This is a genomic window from Streptomyces sp. NPDC085937 (assembly GCF_044540535.1).
In the GTDB taxonomy this organism is placed as follows: Bacteria; Actinomycetota; Actinomycetes; order Streptomycetales; family Streptomycetaceae; genus Streptomyces.
On sequence record NZ_JBITSH010000001.1, the window covers coordinates 580,651 to 602,000 of the forward strand.

At 74.8% G+C, this 21,350-nt stretch carries 19 protein-coding genes and 1 pseudogene; 9 read left to right on the forward strand and 11 right to left on the reverse strand.

Going from position 1 to position 21,350, the window contains the following annotated elements:
* The first annotated feature begins 14 nt into the window (after positions 1-14).
* The 3 genes from ACIF8S_RS02395 to ACIF8S_RS02405 are packed head-to-tail and all read left to right on the forward strand — an operon-like array spanning position 15 to position 2,781.
* Entirely contained in the window at positions 15-1,016 is a 1,002-nt protein-coding gene (locus ACIF8S_RS02395) for a glycosyltransferase family 9 protein (protein WP_399997062.1), read from the forward strand.
* A complete protein-coding gene (locus ACIF8S_RS02400; protein WP_399996867.1) occupies positions 1,013-1,888 on the forward strand; it encodes a glycosyltransferase family 2 protein in 876 nt (291 codons plus the stop codon). The genes ACIF8S_RS02395 and ACIF8S_RS02400 overlap by 4 nt, the downstream gene beginning before the upstream one ends.
* On the forward strand, positions 1,885-2,781 hold the full coding sequence (locus ACIF8S_RS02405) for a glycosyltransferase family 2 protein (protein ID WP_399996868.1): 897 nt from the start codon (positions 1,885-1,887) through the stop codon (positions 2,779-2,781). Before ACIF8S_RS02400 ends, ACIF8S_RS02405 begins: the two co-directional genes overlap by 4 nt.
* A 42-nt stretch (positions 2,782-2,823) precedes the next feature.
* On the opposite strand, the gene ACIF8S_RS02410 is transcribed toward ACIF8S_RS02405, so the two are convergent.
* Genes ACIF8S_RS02410 through ACIF8S_RS02420 form a run of 3 tightly spaced genes read right to left on the reverse strand, consistent with a single transcriptional unit; the run spans position 2,824 to position 4,670 of the window.
* Positions 2,824-3,144, reverse strand: a complete 321-nt coding sequence (locus ACIF8S_RS02410) for a hypothetical protein (RefSeq protein ID WP_399996869.1) — start codon at positions 3,142-3,144, stop codon at positions 2,824-2,826.
* A 60-nt stretch (positions 3,145-3,204) separates the two neighbouring features.
* Positions 3,205-4,134, reverse strand: a complete 930-nt coding sequence (locus ACIF8S_RS02415; RefSeq protein ID WP_399996870.1) for a polysaccharide pyruvyl transferase family protein — start codon at positions 4,132-4,134, stop codon at positions 3,205-3,207.
* A 59-nt stretch (positions 4,135-4,193) separates the two neighbouring features.
* Positions 4,194-4,670 carry a hypothetical protein gene (locus ACIF8S_RS02420; RefSeq protein ID WP_399996871.1) on the reverse strand — a complete coding sequence of 159 codons (477 nt, stop codon included), beginning with the start codon at positions 4,668-4,670 and terminating at the stop codon, positions 4,194-4,196.
* A 176-nt stretch (positions 4,671-4,846) separates the two neighbouring features.
* Between ACIF8S_RS02420 and ACIF8S_RS02425 the strand changes: the two genes are divergently transcribed.
* Positions 4,847-5,962, forward strand: a complete 1,116-nt coding sequence (locus ACIF8S_RS02425; protein WP_399996872.1) for a winged helix DNA-binding domain-containing protein — start codon at positions 4,847-4,849, stop codon at positions 5,960-5,962.
* Between the two features lie 711 nt (positions 5,963-6,673).
* Here the strand turns inward: ACIF8S_RS02425 and ACIF8S_RS02430 are convergent.
* Positions 6,674-9,484, reverse strand: a complete 2,811-nt coding sequence (locus ACIF8S_RS02430) for an ATP-binding protein (protein ID WP_399996873.1) — start codon at positions 9,482-9,484, stop codon at positions 6,674-6,676.
* A 155-nt stretch (positions 9,485-9,639) separates the two neighbouring features.
* Positions 9,640-10,470: a response regulator transcription factor gene (locus ACIF8S_RS02435; RefSeq protein WP_399997063.1), complete on the reverse strand. Its 831-nt coding sequence runs from the start codon at positions 10,468-10,470 to the stop codon at positions 9,640-9,642.
* Between the two features lie 158 nt (positions 10,471-10,628).
* Here ACIF8S_RS02435 and ACIF8S_RS02440 point away from each other — a divergent pair, with 158 nt between their 5' ends.
* From ACIF8S_RS02440 to ACIF8S_RS02455, 4 genes and pseudogenes are all read left to right on the forward strand, one after another.
* Positions 10,629-12,302: an AMP-binding protein gene (locus tag ACIF8S_RS02440; RefSeq protein ID WP_399996874.1), complete on the forward strand. Its 1,674-nt coding sequence runs from the start codon at positions 10,629-10,631 to the stop codon at positions 12,300-12,302.
* Positions 12,299-13,387, forward strand: a pseudogene (locus tag ACIF8S_RS02445) (AMP-binding protein). Before ACIF8S_RS02440 ends, ACIF8S_RS02445 begins: the two are co-directional and overlap by 4 nt.
* Positions 13,388-13,470: 83 nt before the next feature.
* Positions 13,471-14,388: a LysR family transcriptional regulator gene (locus tag ACIF8S_RS02450; RefSeq protein ID WP_399996875.1), complete on the forward strand. Its 918-nt coding sequence runs from the start codon at positions 13,471-13,473 to the stop codon at positions 14,386-14,388.
* Between the two features lie 4 nt (positions 14,389-14,392).
* Entirely contained in the window at positions 14,393-15,115 is a 723-nt protein-coding gene (locus ACIF8S_RS02455) for an SDR family oxidoreductase (RefSeq protein ID WP_399996876.1), read from the forward strand.
* 49 nt (positions 15,116-15,164) lie between these two features.
* Here the strand turns inward: ACIF8S_RS02455 and ACIF8S_RS02460 are convergent, their stop codons facing one another.
* Genes ACIF8S_RS02460 through ACIF8S_RS02470 form a run of 3 tightly spaced genes read right to left on the reverse strand, consistent with a single transcriptional unit; the run spans position 15,165 to position 16,888 of the window.
* Entirely contained in the window at positions 15,165-15,632 is a 468-nt protein-coding gene (locus ACIF8S_RS02460) for a GNAT family N-acetyltransferase (protein ID WP_399996877.1), read from the reverse strand.
* Positions 15,629-16,174 (reverse strand): GNAT family N-acetyltransferase, encoded by a 546-nt coding sequence (locus tag ACIF8S_RS02465; protein ID WP_399996879.1) that lies wholly within the window; start codon positions 16,172-16,174, stop codon positions 15,629-15,631. Before ACIF8S_RS02465 ends, ACIF8S_RS02460 begins: the two co-directional genes overlap by 4 nt.
* A gap of 42 nt (positions 16,175-16,216) precedes the next feature.
* A complete protein-coding gene (locus ACIF8S_RS02470) occupies positions 16,217-16,888 on the reverse strand; it encodes a hypothetical protein (RefSeq protein ID WP_399996880.1) in 672 nt (223 codons plus the stop codon).
* A 214-nt stretch (positions 16,889-17,102) separates the two neighbouring features.
* Here ACIF8S_RS02470 and gcl point away from each other — a divergent pair, with 214 nt between their 5' ends.
* The gene (gene gcl, locus ACIF8S_RS02475) at positions 17,103-18,887 is read left to right on the forward strand and encodes a glyoxylate carboligase (protein ID WP_399996881.1); all 1,785 of its coding nucleotides are present in this window, start codon (positions 17,103-17,105) and stop codon (positions 18,885-18,887) included.
* A 73-nt stretch (positions 18,888-18,960) separates the two neighbouring features.
* Here the strand turns inward: gcl and ACIF8S_RS02480 are convergent, their stop codons facing one another.
* From ACIF8S_RS02480 to ACIF8S_RS02490, 3 genes are all read right to left on the reverse strand, one after another.
* On the reverse strand, positions 18,961-19,713 hold the full coding sequence (locus tag ACIF8S_RS02480) for a TIGR04222 domain-containing membrane protein (RefSeq protein WP_399996882.1): 753 nt from the start codon (positions 19,711-19,713) through the stop codon (positions 18,961-18,963).
* A gap of 165 nt (positions 19,714-19,878) precedes the next feature.
* Positions 19,879-20,115 carry a hypothetical protein gene (locus ACIF8S_RS02485; protein WP_399996883.1) on the reverse strand — a complete coding sequence of 79 codons (237 nt, stop codon included), beginning with the start codon at positions 20,113-20,115 and terminating at the stop codon, positions 19,879-19,881.
* Positions 20,116-20,430: 315 nt separating this feature from the next.
* A complete protein-coding gene (locus tag ACIF8S_RS02490) occupies positions 20,431-21,321 on the reverse strand; it encodes a 2-hydroxy-3-oxopropionate reductase (RefSeq protein WP_399996884.1) in 891 nt (296 codons plus the stop codon).
* Positions 21,322-21,350 lie beyond the last annotated feature (29 nt).

The window sequence follows — 21,350 nt, forward strand, 5'->3', positions numbered from 1 at the left end:
AGGGACCTGACCCCGTGCCCGCGCCCCGCCCGGCTCCCCCCTCGGACGCGGACGGCACCCCGCGCCCCCGCGTACTGGTGCTGCGGGCCCTCGGGCTCGGGGACCTGCTCGCCGGGGTGCCCGCGCTACGGGCGCTGCGGCGCGGGTTCCCCGGGCACGAGCTGGTGCTGGCCGCGCCCGCCGGCCTGGCCCCCGTCGCCGAGGCGACCGGGGCCGTCGACCGGCTGCTGCCCGCCTCCGCGCCCGGCCGGGCCGTCCCCCGCACCCTCGACTGGACCGGGCCGCCCCCCGACGTCGCCGTCGACCTGCACGGCAACGGGCCGCCCAGCCACCGCCTGCTGCAAGCGCTCCGCCCGCCGCGGCTGTTCGCCTTCGCGCACCCGGAGACCCCCGACATCGAGGGCCCGCCCTGGTACCGGGACGAGCACGAACGGGACCGCTGGTGCCGCCTGCTCCGCGCGTACGGCCTCGACGCCGACCCCGCCGACCTGCTGCTGCCCCGCCCGTCCGGCCCCTCGCCCGCGCCCGGCGCGGTCGTCCTGCACCCCGGCGCCGGGGCGCCCGCGCGCTGCTGGCCGATCGAGCGGTACGCGGCCGTCGCCACCGCCCTGCGCGAGTACGGGCTGCGGGTCGTCGTCACCGGCGGCGCGCACGAGTCCGACCTCGTGGCCCGGCTGGTCAAGCAGGCCCGGCTGCCCGACACCGACGTCCTCTCCGGCGGACCGCCCTTCGAGCGGCTGTCCGCCCTCGTCGCCGGCGCCCGCGCGGTCGTCAGCGGCGACACCGGCATCGCCCACCTCGCCGTCGCCCACGCCACGCCCACCGTCACCCTCTTCGGCCCGGTGCCGCCCGCCCACTGGGGCCCGCCCGCACACCCGCGCCACCTCGCCCTGTGGCACGGCCCCGAGGGCGACCCGCACGCCCGCCGCCCCGATCCCGCCCTGCTGCGCATCACTGCCGACGAGGTCCTGGACGCCCTGCACCGCCTGCCCCCACCCGAGGAGCCCACCCCATGACCCGCCACCCCCGCGTCGGCGTCGTCATCGCCACCCGGAACCGCAGCGAACGCCTCGCAGTCACCCTGCGGCACCTCAGCGACCTGCCCGAGCGGCCGGAGATCCTCGTCGCCGACAACGCCTCCACCGACGACACCCGCGCCATGGTCGCCCGCGACTTCCCCCACGTGCGGGTCCTCCCCCTCACCCGCAACCAGGGCGCACTCGCCCGCAACCACGGCGTACGCGCCCTGGACACCCCGTACGTCGCGTTCGCCGACGACGACTCCTGGTGGGCGCCCGGCACGCTCGACCGCGCCGCCGACCTGTTCGACGCCCACCCCCGGCTCGGACTCATCGCCGCACGCGCCCTCGTCGGCCCCGAGAACGCCGAGGACCCGCTCAACGACCTCCTCGCCCGCTCCCCGCTCGGCCCCGCCGCCGATCTCCCCGGCGTCCAGGTGCTCGGCTTCCTCGCCTGCGCTTCCGTCGTCCGCCGCACCGCCTATCTCGACGCGGGCGGCTTCCACCGCGTGCTGTTCTTCGGCGGGGAGGAGACCTGCCTCGCCTACGACCTCGCCGCCCGCGGCTGGGGCGTGGCCCACTGCCCCGACGTCGTGGCCCACCACCACCCGGCCACCTCCGGCCGCCCCGGCCGGCCCGCCCAGCAGCGCCGCAACGAGGTGCTCACCGCGTGGCTGCGCCGTCCCGTCCGGCACGCCCTCGCCCGCACCGGCGCCCTCGCCGCCGAGGCCCGCGCCGACACGACGGCCCGGCGCGCCCTGCGCCAGACGTTCGCACTGCTGCCCGCCGCCCTGCGCGCCCGCCGGCCGCTGCCCCCGCACGTGGAGCGCGCCGCCCGCCGGCTGGAACTGGAAGGGGCGATCGCATGACCGACCCGCGCACGACCGTCGTCGTCATCACCCACAACCGCCGCCCGGAACTGCTGCGCACCCTCGGCCGGCTCGCCGAACTCCCGGAACGGCCCGAGGTGATCGTCACCGACAACGGCTCCACCGACGGCACCGCGGACGCCGTGGCCCGCCACCACCCGCAGGTCCGGCTGCTGCGCCCCGGGCGCAACCTCGGCGCGGTCGGCCGCAACCTGGCGGTGCGGGAGGTCCGTACGCCCTACGTCGCCTTCTGCGACGACGACTCCTGGTGGTCGCCCGGCTCGCTGTCCGGCGCGGCCGACCTGCTCGACCGGCACCGCGCGGTGGTCTCGGTCACCGCGCGGATCATCGTCGAACCCCACGGCACCGACGACCCGATCGTCACCGAACTGCGCGAGTCCCCGCTGCCCGCACCGCCGTGGCTGCCCGGACCCGCGCTCGGTTCCTTCCTCGCCGCCGCGACCGTGCTGCGCACCGACGCCTTCCGCACGGCGGGCGGTTTCCACCCGAAGCTGTGGCTCGGCGGCGAGGAGGAGCTGCTCGCCGCCGACCTCGCGGCCGACGGCTGGTGGCTGACGTACGCCGACCATCTCACGATCCATCACCACGCGTCCGAGGCGCGGGACGCCACGCTGCGCCGCCGGCACGGCATCCGCAACACCCTGTGGTTCACGTGGCTGCGGCGGCCCGTCGGACCCGCGCTGCGCCGCACGCTGAACCTGGCCCGTACGGTGCCACGCGACACCACGTCGCTGCTCGCCTTCACCGAGGCGGCGGCCGCCCTGCCGTGGGTGCTGCGCGAACGCCGGGTCCTCCCGCACGAGGTGGAGTCCCGCCTGCGCCTGCTGGAACCCACCCAGCGGGCCAGCAAGGCCCGCCGCTACACGGGCTGACGGGAAGCCCGGGGCGGCACCCGGCCTCCGGTCCGGCGAGGGTCAGGTGGCGGACCACCCGCACAGCAGACGGAACGTCGCGAAGAGCGTCACGGGCCACACCGCGGCGAAGGTCCACAGCGCCCACGGTGCCGAGGTGACGATGCCGGTCACCATCAGGGCCACCGACACCGCGACCAGCAGGGCCACCGTCCGCCCGCGGGGGCTGCAGGTCGCCAGGCGGCCCAGCAGGCGCTTGAGGTCGGGGCGCCGGCGGGCCCGTTGCCCGCGCAGCAGCCGGTTGAGCCGGCGGTCGCGCCGCAGCGACCGCTCGATCTCGTCGAGGATGTGCTGTTCGTGCTCAGGGAGCCGACCGATGGACACCGTCTCTCCTCCAACGACCGCCGACGGGACGGACCTCCGAGTGCCCGGCGCGCGTCCGCCCTAACCGGCGGTGGAGGTGGCTGACAACGCCTCCACCAGCCGGTCCGCGCCGTCCGGCACCCGGCCCTCACGGAACGTCTCACGGGCCTGTCGCGCCGCGACCCGGCCCGAGGTCAGGCACCAGTCCCACCAGCGTTCCAGCCTGCGCCCGTCCACCTGGTCGGCCGCCAGCAGCGCCGGCCAGCCGCAGGCCCGCGCCTGCGCCGTCACCTTCGCGCCGCCCGCCACCGGGTCGATCGCGAGCACCGGGGTGCCGACCCGCAGGGCCAGCACCAGCCCGTGCAGCCGGTCGGTGACCACGAGGTCGAGCCGCGACAGCACGGACTGCACCTGCGCGGGGGTCGCGCTGAGATGCCAGTCCCGGGTGTCCAGCCGCGTCTCCAGCTCCAGGCGGGCGCAGTCCTTGCCGGCCAGCCAGCGTGTCACGTGCTCGGCGACCTGCCCGTGCCGGCGCTGCGGACCGTATTCCTGCTGCCCGTGCGTGAGGATCACGCCCACCACGGGCCGCGGGGGCACGGACGGGGCGCGGGCCGCCAGGTCCTCGGTGGGCTGGCTGCCGGGCGCGTCCCGTGCCAGCACCCGGTGGAAGCCGGTCACCGCCGGGCCGTCGGGGTCGATCACCGACGTGCCCACGGCGATCCGCACACAGTGCGCGAACCGCCGGTGCAGCTCCTCGATCTGCGGCCCGTGCAGCGGACCGCAGACGAACACGAGGTGCGAGTAGTCGTGGGGGCGTACGCCGTCGAAGTGGAGGGCGTCCGGCCGGAAGCCCGGGCTCCATACGACGTCGTACGCCATGCCGGTCCCGCGCAGTACGTCCTCGACCCGGCGCAGGGCGAGGACGTCGCCCGCGGTCGCCTCCCCGTCGCGGAAGCTGAACCAGCCGGTCAGGAGGACACGGTGCGGTTTCCTCAGCCGTTCGTCGTGCACAGCGCACCGAGTGCCCCTCCGGGGCGGAGGGCAATCGGTGCGGTGCGATGCGGGCGGGATCAGCCGGCGTCGGGCCGCGGCGCCTCCTGCCATCCGTCGCCCTCCTGCCCACGGGGGCCCGCCGGCTGCGGGGCGCCCTGCGGCCGGTCACCGTTCGGGGCGTGCCCGGGTCCCTGCGTCTGTCCGGGTCCCTGGCCGGGTCCGGGGCGCTGGGGCAGCCCGGGGCCCTGTTCCCGGGCCTGCCCCTGTTCCTGAGCCGGACCCCGGCCCTGTGCCGGCCCCGGGCCCTGCCCCGGCCCCCGGCCCTGACCCGCTCCCTGCGGCAGCCCAGGGTGCTGGGGCCGGCGGGGGCCGCTCTGGGGCGGGCGGGTGCCGCCCTGCGGCTGACGGGGACGCACCGTGCCCGCCAGCGCCTGGCGGGCCTCGAACTGGGTCCGCTCGGCCACCTCGCGGACCTCGGCCACGACGTCACCGCGCTCACGCACGAGTCGGTCGTAGACCGGCAGGCCGTCGGGGGAGGGGGCGGAGGATGTCATGGGGGTTTCCTTCGTGGGGGGACGACTGGCAGGGGCCGGAGTCCGGCCCCAGAGAAATCAGCGCCGTTCGGGCACCGTGGCGTTACAGTCCGCCGCGTTTTGTCCGGTGAAGCGACAGCTGTCCCGGCGAGGCAAAGAGGACACAATCTGACCTAGTGCCCCGCTAGCGTGAACCCATGACGAAGACGAAGCGGACCACCACGGCGTCGGCTCCCGTGCTCGGCACCCGGGCCCTCAACCGGGCGACCCTGGAGCGGCAGCTGCTGCTGCGCCGCTCACCGATGTCCGCGACGGACGCCGTCGCACACCTGGTCGGCCTCCAGGCACAGAACGTCAAGCCGCCGTACTACGCGCTCGCCGCCCGGCTCGACGGCTTCGCCCCCGAGGCGCTGTCCGGGCCCATGGCCGACCGCACGGTGGTCCGCATCGTCACCCTCCGCTCGACCATCCACACCCACACCGCCGACGACTGCCTGACGCTGCGGCCCCTGGTGCAGGCCGCCCGCGACCGGGAGCTGCACCTGTTCCGGTCGGGGCTGGCCGGTGTCGACCTGGACCGCCTCGCCGTCCGCGCCCGCGGGCTCGTCGAGGCGGAACCGCGCACCATGAAGGAGCTGCGCGAGGCGCTGCTGGAGGACTGGCCGGACGCCGATCCGCAGGCCCTGTCCGTCGCCGCCCGCTGCAAGCTGCCGCTGGTGCAGGTCACCCCGCGTGGGCTGTGGGGACGCAGCGGACAGGTCCGGCTGACCACCGCCGAGCACTGGCTGGGCCGCCCCGCCGAGCCGGCCCCCGCACCGGACGACACCGTGCTGCGCTACCTCGCCGCCTTCGGGCCGGCGTCCGTGAAGGACATGCAGACATGGGCCGGACTCACCCGGCTCCGGGACGCGTTCGAGCGCCTGCGGCCCCGGCTGGTCACCTTCCGCGACGAGAACGGCACCGAACTGTTCGACCTCCCGGACGCACCCCGCCCCGACGCGGACACCCCGGCCCCGCCGCGTTTCCTGCCCGAGTTCGACAACCTGCTGCTGTCGCACGCGGACCGCTCGCGGGTCGTCCCGGCCGAGCTGAAGGGCCGGCACTGGAAGGGCAACGTCGCCTACCGCACCTTCCTTGTGGACGGCTTCCTGGCGGGACTGTGGCGGCTGGACGAGGACGCTCTCGTCGTCGAGCCCTTCGGGCGGCTGGACAAGGCGGCGCGTGCGGAGGTCACCGTGGAGGCGGAGCGGATGCTGGGGGTCCTGCACCCCGGCACGGCGTACGACATCCGCTTCGGGACGGTGCGGGACTGACTCCGGGCAGTCATGGAGAGGGGGGGGGGGGGGGGGGGGGGGGGGGGGGGCCCCCCCCCCCCCCCCCCGCGGGCGGGGGGGGGGGGGGGGGGGGGGCAACCCCCCCCGCGCCCCCCCCCCCCCCGGGGGCGGGCCCCCGGGGGGGGGGGGGGGGGGGCGGGGGGGGGCCCCCGGGGGGGGGGGGGGGGGGGGGGGTTGGGGGGGGTTTTTGTGGGGGGGGGGGGGGGGGGGGGGGTGGCCCCCCCCCCCCCCGCCCCCTGGTCGTGACCTGAGGGTTGCTCAGGGAATCAAAGGGCCGTCCCCGGACGGCGGCGCGACACGGGGGCACGTCCCGCGTCGGCGGTCAGGACGAAGACGGCGGAGAAGACGGAGGAGAGGACAGGTGCGGGCGCGGCGGCAGTGGCGCGTCCGGTGGCGGACCGTCTGGTGCGGGTGAGCCCTGGCATGGGTCTCCTCCAGTTGCCGGTGGGGGTCGCACGGTGGGGGCCGGGTATCGGGGGCGGCCCCGATGTGCCCGGGCGATCGGCACGTGTCACACGCTAGGACCGGTCCGGGGGGCGTCCCAATGAGGGAACCCCCTAAGGGAGTTGGACAGGGAAAACCCTCGGTCGCCGGGCTCGCGCCGGTACATTTCCGGTCACGGTGGCCGAAGCGGCGCCGGGCACGTTCCCATCGTGGCACGGGCCGCGGAGGCGCCGTGACCCGGGTCACCTACGGCGCGCGGCGCCCCGCCGCCAGCCGCACGATGTCCACCCGGGACCGTATGCCCAGCTTGCGGTAGACCCGGGTGAGCGTCGCCTCGACGGTCTTGACGCTGATGAACAGCCGCCCGGCTATCTCCCGGTTGGTCGCCCCCTCCATGACCAGCGCCGCCACCTGACGCTCCATCGACGCGAGCCCGTCCAGCGCGGCCGGGGTCGCCGCGGGCACCGGTTCGGCCTCCGCCGGACCGGCCGCCACGGCCTCGTCGACCTGCCGCAGCCAGGGCAGCGCACGGCAGCGCCGGAACAGCCGGGCCGCCTCGTCGTACCCGGACGGACCGGGGCCCCGCGAACGCAGCCGGGCCCGCGCGAACGCGGCCCGCGCCTCCTCCAGGCCGTGGCCCAGCTTGGCCAGCCGCTCCTGCGCCGACGTCAACTGGGCGACGGCCGCCTGGTGTTCGCCGCGCGCTGCCCGCACCAGCGCCTCCGCGCGGTCCAGCACCGCGAGGACGCTCGCCCGGTTCAGGCGCAGCGCGTGCACCCGCGTGACGTTGATCAGCTCCTGCGCCTCGCCGGGTTCGCCGATCCGCACCAGCGCCTCGGCGAGGTCACCCTGCCAGCGCCCGCGCGCCGGATCGGTGATGCCCATGCCCTGCTCCAGCTCCCGGACCCGGCGCAGCGAGCGCACCGCGGCCTGCGCGTCGCCGGACACCAGCTGCGCGTAGCCGAGGGCCGCCAGGGCCAGGGACAGGTACAGCTGGTCGCCGTCCACCTCGGCGTGGTCGGCGGACTCCCGGGCCAGGGCCAGCGCCCGGTCCACGTCCCCGCCGGACGCCTCCGCCACCGAGGCGAGCATCGCGGACGCGCTCTCGCCGATGCCGGAGTCCCGGGCCAGCCGCAGGCTCTCGCCGGCCAGGTCCAGGGCCCGCCCGCAGTGCCCGAAGCGCAGTTCGGTGTCGGCGAGCAGCCGGGAGAAGTGCACCTCGCTCTCGACCATGCCGCGCCGCCGTGCCTCCCGCAGCAGCGCGGTGATCGCCGTACGGGCCTCGGGGAGCTGGTCGCTCATCAGCAGCCAGCGGAAGCGGGCCATCGCGGCGCCGTTGTGATGGCTGGCCACGTCCGGGTCCTGGGGCTCCTGGAGCGCCCGCCGGATGGTGGCGGGGGCGTCGGGGTGGCCCATCAGGGTCTCGGTGGACGACTGGAAGGCGAGTGCCATCAACTCGGTGCGCCGGTCCCCGCCGCGCGCGGCCAGCTCGGCCGCGTGCGCCGCCTCCTGCCGGGACTTGGCGAAGTCGCCGTTGACCACCACCTCGCGCCAGGCGAGCTGGTAGTGGACCAGGGCGAGCAGGCGCGGGTCGTCCCCCGCGTCCGCGAGCACCTGCGGGAACACCGCGTCGACCTCGCCGAGCGCCTGCCCGGCCGCCTCGATGACCACCATCCACGCCCGCACCCGCTCGGCCGGCACCGTCGCCCGGGTCAGCACCTCGCGGGCTATGTCCCGGGCCAGGTCGACCTCGCCCGCGGTGATCGCGTCCTCGGCGGCCTGGAGGCGCCGCTCGTCAGGGGCCGGCGTGCCGTCCGCCGGGGTGTGCCGGGCGGCGAGCAGGCCGAGCGACGCGGCGACCGACGGCGCCCCGCGGTCCCGGGCCATCGCGGCCGCCTCGGCCAGCCGGGCCGCCACCTCCGGGTCGGGGCCGGTGGCCGCGAGCGCCAGGTGCCGGGCCCGTTCGATCGGGTCGGAGGCCGCCGTGGACAGCGCGGTGTGCGCGGCCCGCCGCTCCTGCGCCGGCGCCTCCGCGTAGAGGGCGGCGGAGATCAGCGGGTGCGTGAAGCGCAGCGCCGGGTCCTCGGGGTCGGTGATGAGCAGCCCGAGCGACGCGGCCTGGGCGGTCTCGGCCTCCGCGTTGGCCCGGCCGGCCGCGTGCAGCAGGGCCAGGGTGGGGCGGGCGCCCGCGCTGGCCACCAGCAGGGTGCGGCGGGCCTCGTCGGACAGCATCTCCAGGCGGCTGAGGACCAGCGCCCGCAGCGAGGTCGGCACCGGCAGCGGCTCACCGGGGCGCGGCCGGGTGGGGCTCTGCGCGAGGGCGCGGCCCAGTTCCAGCGCGAACAGCGGGTTGCCGCCACTGGTGCGATGGATGTCACGCACCGTCGAGCGGGACAGGCTGGTGTAGCCGCGGTGGTCGAGCAGCGCCGACACCTGGGTGCGGGAGAACGGGCCGAGCCGCACGGTCAGCGTGTCCGGCGGGCAGGCGCGCAGATGACGGTCGTACTCCTCGCCCTCGGTGCGCACCGCGCACAGCATGCGCACCGGGCTGTCGCCCAGCCGCCGGGCGGCGAAGCCGAGCAGCTCGGCGCTGGCCGGGTCCAGCCACTGCAGGTCGTCGGCGACCACGAGCACCGGGCCCTCGGCGGACAGCGCGCGCAGCGTGGACAGCACCGCGAGCCGCAGGGCCAGGCCGTCGCGCTGGAGGGTGGACTCGCCGCGCCCGGTGAGCGCCGACTCCAGCGCCGTGCGCTGTGCGGCCGGCAGCGCGGGGGCCACCTCCTCCAGCACCAGACCGAACAGGTCCGCCAGCGCCAGGAACGGCAGATGGGATTCGGACTCCGTGGCCGAGCAGCGCAACACACGGGACGTGGCACCCGCGTTTTCCGCCGCAAGTGCCCGCAGCACGGTCGACTTTCCTATTCCGGCAGGGCCGTGGAGCAGCACACTGCCGCCGCGCGCGAGCTGTTCCCGCGCGTCGGAGACCAGCTCCTCCCGGCCGATGACCAGGTCGGGGCGGCACCTGGCAGGCTCCTTGTCGTCCCGTCGCACGGTCACCGCTCCCCTCCGTGTGGCGTGTCCTGGCCAATATTAGGCAACAGGGTCCTCAATTCCGGGCGGACGGTGTAGTGAGGCAAATTACAGCGGGCCGATCTTCGATAAATCCCATGGGGTACTCGTGGTAATACCGTGCGCGGGAGAACACCGCAAACCTACGGCAACCACCCGGCCCGTCGGGCGGCGACCACCGCCTCACCCCGGGTCCGGGCCCCCAGTTTCCGCATCGCGGACCGCAGATACGCCTTGACGGTTTCAGCCGTCACCCCGAGCCGCTCGGCCGCGTCCCCGTTCGTCGCCCCCGCCGCCACCCAGGCGAGCACGTCCACCTCCCGGGGCGCGAGCCGCACCGCACCGGACGGCGCCTCCCGCGAGGTGAGCAGGGCGCACACGTCCAGCAGCTCCGCCCGCAGCGCCGGGTCGGTGATCCGCGGGGCCAGCGCCCGCAGCGCCGCATGCGCCTCCCGCACCCGCTCCCGGTGCGCCCCCGAAGCCGGCTCCCGCCGCGGGTCCGCCCCCGGCTCCGGCCTCGGGTGCGCCGCCGCCAGCAGCTCCGCCGCCTCCTCCCGCACCACCAGGGCCTGCTCCACGTCCCGCGCCGCCTGCACCGCCGCCCCGAGCGCGCGGTCGCCGAGCGGGCGTGCGGTACGCAGCGCCCCGTACAGCACCGCCCGCACCCGCCGCCGTACGACGACCGGCACCGCCACCACGGCGCGCAGGCCCTCGGCGGCGACCGGGGCGTCGTACTCGTGGCTGATCTGCCGGGAGACGGAGTAGTCCGTCACCGCGCACGGCCGGGCGAGCGCCACCGCCTTGCCGCCCAGACCGTTGCCGGACGACACGGCGAGCGCGCTGAGCGCCGGGGTGGCCGTGCCGCTCAGCTCGCTGATCCGCACCTGCCACCGCCCCGGCACCACCAGCCCGCCGAACGCGACCGGCAGCCCCGTCGCACGCCGCAGCCGGGCCAGCGCACTGCGGATCTCCACCACCTCGCCCGCCCTCGCCGGGTCAGCTGTCACCTGATCGTCCCTTCACCGCGGCCCGTGTGCGGGCGCACACCCCCGTTCAGGGGTAGTGAGACCTGCATCACGGATTACACGATGGCGGTGAGCCGCCCGGCAAGGTCCGGCACCGAGGAGGACGCATGACGACGGCGACGGAACAGTTCCGCAGGGCCCGGGACTTCCTGCTGGAACACCGCGAGGACTACGCCACCGCCTACCGGGACTTCACCTGGCCCCGGCCGGAGCGCTTCAACTGGGCCCTCGACTGGTTCGACGTGCTCGCCGACGGCAACGACCGCACGGCCCTGCACCTGGTCGAGGAGGACGGCGGCGGGACCCGCCTGTCCTTCGCCGAGCTGGCCCGCCGCTCCGACCGGGTCGCCAACTGGCTGCGCGAGCGGGGCGTGGCCGCCGAGGACCGGGTACTGGTGATGCTCGGCAACCAGGCCGAACTGTGGGAGACCGCGCTGGCCGCGATGAAACTGCGCGCCGTCGTCATCCCGGCCACCCCGCTGCTCGGCCCCGCCGACCTGCGCGACCGCGTCGAGCGCGGCCGCGTCAGCCATGTGATCGTCCGCTCCGCCGACGCCGCGAAGTTCGACGAGGTGCCCGGCGACTACACCCGCGTCGCGGTGGGGGAGGAGCCCGGCGGGAGCTGGCTGCCGTACGCCGACGCCTACGGCGCGCCCGACCGTTTCACCCCCGACGGGCCCACCCTGGCCGACGACCCGTTGATGCTGTACTTCACCTCGGGCACCACCGCCCGCCCCAAACTGGTCGAGCACACCCACACCTCGTACCCGGTCGGGCACCTGGCGACCATGTTCTGGATCGGCCTGCGTCCCGGCGACGTGCACCTCAACATCTCCTCGCCCGGCTGGGCCAAGCACGCCTGGTCCAACCTGTTCGCCCCGTGGAACGCCGAGGCGACCGTCTTCCTGCACAACTACACCCGCTTCGACGCGCCCCGCCTGCTGGCCGAGATGGACAAGGCGGGCGTCACCACCTTCTGCGCCCCGCCGACCGTGTGGCGCATGCTCATCCAGTCCGACCTGGGCCGCCTGCGCACCCCGCCCCGCGAGGTCGTCGCCGCCGGCGAACCCCTCAACCCCGAGGTCATCGAACAGGTGCGGCGCGCCTGGGGGGTCACCATCCGGGACGGCTTCGGGCAGACCGAGACCGCCGTGCAGGTCTCCAACAGCCCCGGCCAGGTCCTCAAGACCGGCTCCATGGGCCGCCCCAGCCCCGGCTACCGCGTCGAACTCCTCGACCCGGTCTCCGGCGCGCCCGGCGCGACCGAGGGCGAGATCGCGCTCGACCTGTCGGAGAGGCCCGTGGGCCTGATGACGGGGTACCACGGCGACCCGGAGCGCACCGCGGAGGCCATGGCCGGCGGCTACTACCGCACCGGCGACATCGGCTCCCGCGACGCGGACGGCTACATCACCTACGTCGGGCGCGCGGACGACGTCTTCAAGGCCTCCGACTACAAGATCAGCCCGTTCGAGCTGGAGAGCGCCCTGCTGGAGCACGAGGCCGTCGCCGAGGCGGCCGTGGTGCCCGCGCCGGACGAACTGCGGCTGGCCGTCCCGAAGGCGTACATCGTGCTCGCGGAAGGCTGGGAGCCGGGACCGGACACCGCGAAGGTGCTCTTCGAGCACTCCCGGCAGACGCTCGCGCCCTACAAGCGGATCCGCCGGCTGGAGTTCGGGGAGCTGCCCAAGACCGTGTCCGGCAAGATCCGCCGCATCGAGCTGCGCGAGGCGACGGCGGCCGGGTCCACCGGCGAGTACCGGGAGGAGGACTTCCGGTGAGCGCGTCCCTGTCGTACACCCACGGCACCAGCACCAGCCCGCTGCTCGGCGACACCATCGGCGCCAACCTGGACCGCGCGGTCGCCGCCTGGCCCGACCGCGAGGCCCTCGTCGACGTGGTGTCCGGACGGCGCTGGACCTACGCCGAGTTCGGAGCCGCCGTCGACGAGCTGGCGCGCGGGCTGCTCGCCAAGGGCATCGGCACGGGCGGCCGGGTCGGCATCTGGGCGGTCAACTGCCCCGAGTGGGTGCTGACGCAGTACGCCACCGCCCGCATCGGCGCGATCATGGTGAACATCAACCCGGCTTACCGGGCTCACGAGTTGGAGTACGTGCTCCGGCAGTCCGACGTCGCCCTGCTGGTGTCCTCCCTCGCGCACAAGGGCACCGACCACCGCGCGCTGGTGGACGAAGTGAGCGGCGCGTGCCCGCGGTTGCGGGAGACCGTCTGCATCGGCGACCCGTCCTGGGACGCGCTCACCGAGGCCGCCGCCGAGGTTCCGGCCCAGCGCCCGGACGCCGTCGCCGCGGGCCTGAGCTGCGACGACCCGGTCAAACTGGGTGGGCCGCACGATCGGCTACACCGAACAGGACCGGGTGTGCCGCCCGGTGCCTTTGTCCCTGCAGACGCGCATGGACGACGACCTGGAGCACCGCACCGGCACCGTCGGCCGGGTGCTGCCGCACATCGAGGTGAAGGTCGTCGACCCGGCCACCGGCGTCACCGTGGAGCGCGGCACGTCCGGCTACGTGGAGATCGTCGGCCGCATCAAGGACATGATCATCCGGGGCGGGGAGAACATCTACCCGCGCGAGATCGAGGAGTTCCTCCACGCCCCCCCAAGATCGAGGACGTCCAGGTCGTCGGCGTGCCGCACGAGCGGTACGGCGAGGAGGTCCTCGCCTGCGTCGTCCCGCGCGATGCGGCCGACCCGCTCACCCTGGCCGAGCTGAAGGCGTACTGCGACGGCCGCCTCGCCCACTACAAGGTCCCCAGCCGCCTCGAACTCCTGGACTCCTTCCCGATGACGGTCTCGGGCAAGGTCCGCAAGATCGAGCTGCGCGAGAGGTACGCGGTCGGCTGAGCCCCGCTCGCACGGTGCCTGCCGCTCGCACGTGCTCGCCGCTCGTCGCGCCGGTGCCGCTTCTCGCGCCGTAGGATTTGTGCATGTCGGAGCTCAATCTGCGGCGTCTGCGCTACTTCGTGGCCGTCGCCGACACGCTCAGCTTCAGCCGGGCGGCGCAGGAGCTGCACATCGCCCAGCCCGTGCTCAGCCGGCAGATCGCGCTGCTGGAACGGGAGCTCGGTGCGACCTTGTTCGACCGCTCGACGCGGGGTACCGATCTGACCCGGGCGGGCCGGGCCATCGCGGAGGAAGGACGGCAGCTGCTGCGGTCGGCCGAGGCGCTGGAACGGCGTGCCCGTCAGGCCGCCCAGGGGACCGAGCGGCTGGCCATCGGTTTCATGCCGGGCCTGCTGGTCACGCCCATCGTGCAGGGCCTGCGGCAATGGCTCGCCGACATCCGGATCGACCTCGTCCGCACGGGCTGGCACGACCAGGTGGAGACGATCCTCGACGGCCGTGTCGACCTCGGTCTGGTGCGCCTTCCCGTTCCGCACCGGGGTCTTCAGGTCGAGCCGCTGTTCCGGGAGGAGCGGATCGTCGTCCTGTCCGCCTCGCACCCCCTCGCCGCTGCCGAGGAGCTGAGCCTGTACGCCCTGGCCGAGTACGACCTCCTCCAGTCCCCGGACGCGGCTCCCGAGTGGCGTGAGGCCCGTCTCGCGCGCGGTCTGCCCGTGCCGACCGGGGGTGACCATCCGCACGAGGTGGAGATCAAGCTGGAGCGGGTGGCCGCGTCGTCCGGGGTGGCCTTCCTCCCGGTGTCGACGGCCCGGTTCTACACCCGGACCGACGTCGTCGTGCGCCCGGTGGCGGGGCTGGCACCGGGCGCCGTCGGCGTGGCCTGGGCCGCCGGGCGCGACTCGGCAGCGCTGAACCGCGCGGTCGCGCTCGCTCATACCCTGCGGGCATCACTGACGACGGAAAGGGTCTTGGACGCGGCGGCGGTCCCGGACGGACCCTGAACGCATGACCATCAACTCTTCCTCCCGCATCGTCGTCCTCGGTGGAACCAGCGGCATCGGCCTCGCCGTCGCCCGGCGCGCCGCCGAAGCCGGAGCGACGGTGACCATCGCATCGAGCCGGGCCGCGTCGGTCGAGCGCGCCCTCGCGCAGCTTCCCGCCGGCGTCGTGGGACGGGCCGTGGACGCGAGCTCCAGCGACGCGGTCGCGGCCCTCTTCGAGGAGATCGGCACGTTCGACCACCTCGCCTACACCGCCGGTGAGAATCTCACCGGCCTTCCGCTCACCGACTACACGGTCGACCGGGCGAGCGAGTTCTTCGCCCTGCGCGTGTTCCACGCGCTGGAGGCCGTCCGGCTGGCCGTGCCGCATCTCGCACCGGGCGGGTCCGTCACCCTGACCAGCGGCACGGCGGCGTTCAAGGGCGGCCCCGGATGGACCCTGGGGGCCGCGGTCTCCGGTGCGGTGGTGTCCGCCGCCCGCAGTCTCGCCGTGGAACTGGCGCCGGTGCGGGTGAACGTCGTGGCGCCCGGGGTGGTGCGCTCGCCGCTGTGGTCGGGGATGAGCGAGGCGGACCGGGAGCACATGTACGCCGGTCTCGCCGCGTCCCTGCCCCTGGGCCGTGTGGCGGAGCCGGACGACGTGGCCAGGGCGTTCCTCGCCCTCATGGACCAGGACTACGTGACCGGCGCGGTGTCGGTCGTCGACGGCGGCACCCTCGCCGCCTGAGGGCGAGGGACGTCCCGGACGACTCCGCCCGGGTCCGGGCACGCGGCGATCAGCGGTCCACCGTCCGGCGGAAGACCTGCCGGGAGCCGCCTTCCGGGCCCGGGGCGGCGGGCTCGGCGGGGGTGAAGCCGAGGCGCTCGTAGAAGACGCGGGCGCCGCTGACGACGGCCCCGGGGTGGTCCGGGCCGAAGGTGACCACCTCGATCTCGCCGGGGCCGCGCACCCAGCGGCGTACCGCCTCCTCCATCAGCGCGCGGCCGACGCCCGTGCCGCGGGCCCGGCGGGAGACGACGAGCCAGTGCACGTGGTACGTCGGCGTCTCGGCCCCGAAGAGCAGCCCGCCGAGCAGGTCCGGCCCGGAGGACGGGGCGACCAACGCCATGGACGCGGCGATGTGCTCGCGTACCGCGTCGTGGAAACCGGGCTCCTCGACCATCGGCCCGAACCACTCCTCGACCTGGCCCGCCAGGTCGAGGAAACCGGGGAAGTCACGCTCGCGTGCCGGTCTGATCGTCATCCGGACAGTCTGCCGGACGCCCCGGCGTGGTGCGGCAGTTCGAGGCGCATGCAGACGCGCGGCCACCGGTCGAGACCGTGGGCGGCCTCCTCGGCGCGGATTCGCCGCAGCCCCGGCGTGAGGTCGCCCTCGCCCAGCGTGCGGAAGCCCAGGCGTGCGTAGTACGGGGCGTTCCACGGGACGTCGGTGAAGGTGGTCAGGGTCAGGGCGGTCAGGCCCTCCTCGCGGGCCCGGTCCGCGGCGCGTGCCAGCAGGGCGCGGCCCACGCCCCGGCGGGCGGCGTCGGGGTGGACGGACACCTGCTCCACGTGGAGTGCGCCGTCCACCGGTTCGGCGATCAGGTAGGCGGCCGGGACGTCCGTGTCCGCGTCGGCCGCGACCCAGCAGCGGCCCGCCCGCCGGTAGCGCTCCAGCGTCTGTGGGGCGGGCGGCGCGTCGTCGGCGACGTCCGCCATGCCGACGTCACGGAAGGGGGCGCCGGCCGCCCGTTCGATCTCCTGGAGACGGGCCAGTTCGGCGCGGGCGGCGGGACGAATGCGCATGCGCCGAGTATGGGACGCCCCGGCGCGCCCGTCGCCGGGTTTTCAGTCCGCGTCGGCGTCCAGCGCGTCGGCGGCGGCGTTGACGGGCCGGGGGACGCCGGTGAGGTCGAGCCGGAACAGCGGGACGTCCAGGGTGTCGGCGCGGGCGCGGGCCTCGTCGGTGTAGCCGGAGAGGGAGAAGTACAGGCAGGCCGCGGACTCCGTCATGGCGGTCAGCCACAGGCACTCGACGTCCCGGGGGGTCGCCGGCCGCGACGACGGGTCCAGCGCGGCCAGTACGCCCCGGCCGGCCAGTCCGATGCCGGACGTGGGCCGCTGGTCGGCGCGCCGGATGTCCTCGTGGCCGAGGCGCCGCAGATACAGCACGGCAGCCGTGACCGCGTCCCGCGCGGTGCGGATCGGCACCGCGGGGGTCGCGGGGCGCCGTGGCCTGCCGGCCGGCACCGCCGCCTCCTCGCCCGCCACCGGGATGCGCAGCACCGTCCCGCAGGGGCAGCCCAGTTCGGGGTGCGGCCACTCGCCGCGCAGGCCGCAGCTCCCGCAGCGCACGCTCACCCATTCCTCCCGCCAGGAGCGCTGCCCGACGGGGCCCGGATGCCGGTCCGGGTCCAGCGGGGCGACGACGGGGACGCCACAGGCGCAGGGGTACGCCGGTGCCGTGTAGCGGTGCGAGCGCCGACAGTCGGGGCAGCGCACCGGCACGCTCTCGGGCATGGTCCACTCCCGTGGTCTCGAGGCTGGTCCATCGTCCTCCCACCCGCCCGCCGGTGTCCCGTACTTGCCGCGCGCTTGCCGCTCTCTTGACGGGCTTCCCCCACCCCTCTTACATTCATTCCAGATAGCAGAAGTATATTTCCACTATGCGGAAGAAGCTCACGGCGGGGCGCGACGGGAGTGCGAATCCGAGAAGCCGAAGCAGGAGTACTCCATGGCTCGAATGACGGCTGCCCGCGCGGCGGTCGAGATCCTCAAGCGCGAGGGCGTCGACGTCGCGTTCGGTGTCCCCGGCGCGGCGATCAACCCCTTCTACGCGGCCCTCGAGGCGGCCGGCGGCATCGCCCACACCCTCGCCCGGCACGTCGAGGGCGCCTCCCACATGGCGGAGGGCTACACCCGTACGCACCCGGGCAACATCGGTGTGTGCGTCGGCACGTCGGGTCCGGCCGGCACCGACATGATCACCGGCCTGTACTCGGCGTCCGGCGACTCCGTCCCGATCCTCTGCGTCACCGGCCAGGCGCCGACCGCGGTGATCCACAAGGAGGACTTCCAGGCCGTCGACATCGCGTCGATCGCGAAGCCGGTCACCAAGATGGCCGTGACCGTCCTGGAGGCGGCGCAGGTCCCCGGCGTCTTCCAGCAGGCCTTCCACCTCATGCGCTCGGGCCGTCCCGGACCGGTGCTGATCGACCTGCCGGTGGACGTGCAGCTGACGGAGATCGAGTTCGACCCGGACACCTACGCGCCGCTGCCCGTCTACAAGCCCGCCGCGACCCGCGCGCAGATCGAGAAGGCCCTCGGCATGCTCAACGCCGCCGAGCGCCCGCTGATCGTCGCGGGCGGCGGTGTCGTCAACGCCGACGCGGCCGACCTTCTGGTGCGGTTCGCGGAGCTGACCGGCACGCCCGTCGTGCCGACCCTGATGGGCTGGGGCGTCATCCCCGACGACCACGAACTCAACGCCGGCATGGTCGGGTTGCAGACCTCGCACCGCTACGGCAACGCGACCTTCCTGGAGTCCGACTTCGTCCTCGGCATCGGCAACCGCTGGGCCAACCGCCACACCGGACGCCTCGACGTCTACACCGCCGGCCGCACCTTCGTGCACGTCGACGTCGAACCCACCCAGATCGGCCGCATCTTCGCCCCCGACTACGGCATCGCCTCCGACGCCCGCGCCGCACTGGAACTCTTCGTCGAGGCCGCCGAGGAGATGCGGGCGGCGGGCCGGCTGCCCGACCGCTCCGCCTGGGCGGCCGCCGCGCAGGAGAAGCGCGCCACGCTGCAGCGCCGTACGCACTTCGACGACGTCCCGATGAAGCCGCAGCGGGTGTACGAGGAGATGAACAAGGCGTTCGGGCCCGAGACCCGGTACGTCACCACCATCGGCCTCTCCCAGATCGCGGGCGCGCAGATGCTGCACGTCTACCGACCGCGTCACTGGATCAACTGCGGGCAGGCCGGTCCCCTCGGCTGGACCGTCCCCGCCGCGCTGGGCGTGGCCAAGGCCGACCCGGAGGCGCAGGTCGTCGCCCTGTCCGGTGACTACGACTTCCAGTTCATGATCGAGGAACTGGCCGTCGGGGCGCAGCATCGCATCCCGTACGTCCATGTCCTGGTCAACAACGCCTACCTGGGCCTGATCCGCCAGGCCCAGCGCGCCTTCGACATCGACTTCCAGGTCAACCTGGAGTTCGAGAACATCAACACGCCCGAACTGGGCGTCTACGGCGTCGACCACGTCAAGGTCGCGGAGGGCCTGGGCTGCAAGGCGATCCGCGTCACCGACCCCGGCGAACTGGGCGCGGCCTTCGAGCAGGCGAAGAAGCTGGCGGCGGAGTACCGCGTGCCGGTGGTCGTCGAGGCGATCCTGGAACGCGTCACGAACATCGCCATGTCGACCACCAACGACATCAGCAACGTGGTCGAGTTCGAGCCCGTCGCGACGGAGCCGGGCCACGCACCGACGGCGGTCAGGCCTCTGAAGGTCTGACCGGCACAGGGAAGGGGCGGGCCGCAGGGGGCACACGGAGGTGACCCCGGAGCCCGCCCCTTCCCGTCCGGTCTCAGTTCCCACCGCCCCCTCCGCAGCCACCGCCACCCTCACCGCCCTCGCCTCCCGCGCAGCTGAACGCGCCGCCGCAGTAGTGGGGGTTCGCGTAGCCGCCTCCGGAGGCACCGGAGGTGCCGGAGGTGCCGGAGGTGCCGGAGGTGCCGGAGAAGCGTCGCAGGGCGCGCTTGTGGCGGAGGCGGACGCGAGCCGAGAGGCCCGCGCGGAGGGCGAAGCGGGGGACGACGACGCGGAGGGCCGCCTGGCCGTGCAGGGCGACGGCCAGCAGCTTCTCCTCGTCGGAAGGGTCGTCACCGTCCCGGCTCGCCGGGACGGGGTACGCGGTGCGCAGCACGTGCAGGCGATGGCGTGCCGCCCGTGTCGTACCCAGCGCCGGCGGACTCACCATGCCCGTGTCCGCCAGCCCCACCTTCAGCGTGGCCACCGCCCACCGGACGTCCGGGTCGCGCAGCAACTCCCGCACGTGGCACGGCTCGTGCAGCCTTCGGTACACCGCGCTCTCCAGGTACGGCACCCGCAGTTCCGCCGGGACGTCGTTCTCCGGCGCGAGGATCCCGTCCGGCATCGGCAGCGGCGGCAGCGCGCGCCCCGCCTCGTTGTCGACCGCCACCACCGTGTTCCGTGCGCCGGGCTCGACGGCGCCGCGCAGGTGCAGGGCGACGACGGCCACCATGACGGCGGCGCGCGGACCCCCGGCCAGCAGGGCGAGCTCGTGCGGCGTCTCCCGGACGCGCGCGGTGTCGGCCATGACGGACCACCCCCTCGGACAGGGGGCCCGCCGCCCCCGTGCCGGCGGGCCCCGTGTGCGGGGATGGTTCCGCTCGCGGGGCCCGCCCAAGCCTCGGGAGGCGTTCTCAGAGGTTCATTTGAGGGTGCCGTAGCCGCCCTACGGACGTTGCCGTAGCGGCCGCGCTCACGACGCGTGGTGTTCGGACAGTCCCGGCCAGTCGTCCGGGCCGCCGCCCTGCCACTCGATGAAGCCCGCGTCCTCGACGTCGGTGACGTAGAGGTCGGCCAGGCGCAGGATCTCGCCCACGTCGTCGGTGTGCGTGGCGACGCCCAGTGTCTCGTCGTCGGAGGTGACCCGCCGGGAGCCGTCCAGGGCGGGCGCGTGGACCACGATGTGCGGGTGCTCCGTCGGATGTGCCATGCCCCCAGGCTGCTGCGGTCCGGGCGGATCCGCACGCCGGGAGGACGGTGGGCTCGGGGCCGCGGCGGCGGCGACGGCCGCGGGGCGTCTCCCCTCAGGTCGTAGGAGACGGGCCGCGGCGTTGACCACCGCACTGGCTCGCGCGCCGCCGCGGCGCCCTCGCCCCGCCCGCACCGCCGCCGTGCCGTACGGCCACCCCTCATCCGGGCCGTACGGCGTCGCGGTGCGGGCCGTGGGTTCCGGGCGGCGCCGCCGCCTTGGGCGCGACAGGACTGATGTCGGCGCCGGCGCCGCCCGGAGTTCTGGGGGGGTGGGTCAGACCCGTGCGCCGGACAGCCGCTCGACCGCCCGCAGCAGCGCGGAGTGGTCGAGGCCGCCGTCGCCCTGCGCGCGCAGGCTCGCCACCAGCTGGGCGACCACGGCACCCACGGGCAGCGCGGCGCCCACGTTCCGGGCGGCGTCGGTGACGATGCCCATGTCCTTGTGGTGCAGGTCGATCCGGAAGCCGGGCTTGAAGTCCCGGTTCAGGAAGTTGTCCTTCTTGCGGGCCAGCACGGTCGAGCCGGCCAGCCCGCCGCCCAGGACGTCCAGCGCCGCCGCCAGGTCGACGCCGGACTTCTCCAGGAAGACCACGGCCTCGGCGCACGCCTGGATGTTGACGGCGACGATCAGCTGGTTGGCGGCCTTCACCGTCTGCCCGGAGCCGTGCGGACCGCAGAGCACGATCGTCCTGCCCAGCGCCTCGAACAGCGGCTTCGCCTCGTCGAAGTCGGCCTGCTCGCCGCCGACCATGATGGACAGCACCGCCTCGATCGCGCCGGCCTCACCGCCGGACACCGGGGCGTCGAGCACCCGGATGCCCTTCTCCTTCGCGGCGGCGGCCAGGTCGACGGAGGTCTGCGGGGTGATCGAGGACATGTCGATCAGCAGGGCGCCGGGGCGGGCGTTCTCCAGGATGCCGTCGGGACCGTACGCGACGGCCTCGACCTGCGGGGAGGCGGGGACCATCGTGACGATCACGTCGGCGTCGCGGACGGCCTCGGCGACGGAGGCGGCGGCGGTGCCGCCCGCGGCGGTCAGCCGGTCCAGCTTCTCCCGCTCCAGGGTGTGGCCGGTGACGTCGTAGCCCGCCTTGATCAGGTTCTCGGACATGGGGGAGCCCATGATGCCGAGGCCGATCCAGGCGACCTTGGGAAGAGTGCTCATGAGGGTGCCTCTCGGGTACGACTCGGTAC

Excerpts from the sequence above, each read along its gene's own strand:
- ACIF8S_RS02400 (WP_399996867.1), top strand. The coding sequence starts at position 1,013 with ATGACCCGCCACCCCCGCGTCGGCGTCGTCATCGCCACCCGGAACCGC.
- ACIF8S_RS02405 (WP_399996868.1), top strand. The coding sequence starts at position 1,885 with ATGACCGACCCGCGCACGACCGTCGTCGTCATCACCCACAACCGCCGC.
- ACIF8S_RS02420 (WP_399996871.1), bottom strand. The coding sequence starts at position 4,670 with ATGACATCCTCCGCCCCCTCCCCCGACGGCCTGCCGGTCTACGACCGA.
- ACIF8S_RS02425 (WP_399996872.1), top strand. The coding sequence starts at position 4,847 with ATGACGAAGACGAAGCGGACCACCACGGCGTCGGCTCCCGTGCTCGGC.
- ACIF8S_RS02440 (WP_399996874.1), top strand. The coding sequence starts at position 10,629 with ATGACGACGGCGACGGAACAGTTCCGCAGGGCCCGGGACTTCCTGCTG.
- ACIF8S_RS02450 (WP_399996875.1), top strand. The coding sequence starts at position 13,471 with ATGTCGGAGCTCAATCTGCGGCGTCTGCGCTACTTCGTGGCCGTCGCC.
- ACIF8S_RS02455 (WP_399996876.1), top strand. The coding sequence starts at position 14,393 with ATGACCATCAACTCTTCCTCCCGCATCGTCGTCCTCGGTGGAACCAGC.
- ACIF8S_RS02460 (WP_399996877.1), bottom strand. The coding sequence starts at position 15,632 with ATGACGATCAGACCGGCACGCGAGCGTGACTTCCCCGGTTTCCTCGAC.
- ACIF8S_RS02465 (WP_399996879.1), bottom strand. The coding sequence starts at position 16,174 with ATGCGCATTCGTCCCGCCGCCCGCGCCGAACTGGCCCGTCTCCAGGAG.
- ACIF8S_RS02470 (WP_399996880.1), bottom strand. The coding sequence starts at position 16,888 with ATGCCCGAGAGCGTGCCGGTGCGCTGCCCCGACTGTCGGCGCTCGCAC.
- gcl (WP_399996881.1), top strand. The coding sequence starts at position 17,103 with ATGGCTCGAATGACGGCTGCCCGCGCGGCGGTCGAGATCCTCAAGCGC.
- ACIF8S_RS02480 (WP_399996882.1), bottom strand. The coding sequence starts at position 19,713 with ATGGCCGACACCGCGCGCGTCCGGGAGACGCCGCACGAGCTCGCCCTG.
- ACIF8S_RS02485 (WP_399996883.1), bottom strand. The coding sequence starts at position 20,115 with ATGGCACATCCGACGGAGCACCCGCACATCGTGGTCCACGCGCCCGCC.
- ACIF8S_RS02490 (WP_399996884.1), bottom strand. The coding sequence starts at position 21,321 with ATGAGCACTCTTCCCAAGGTCGCCTGGATCGGCCTCGGCATCATGGGC.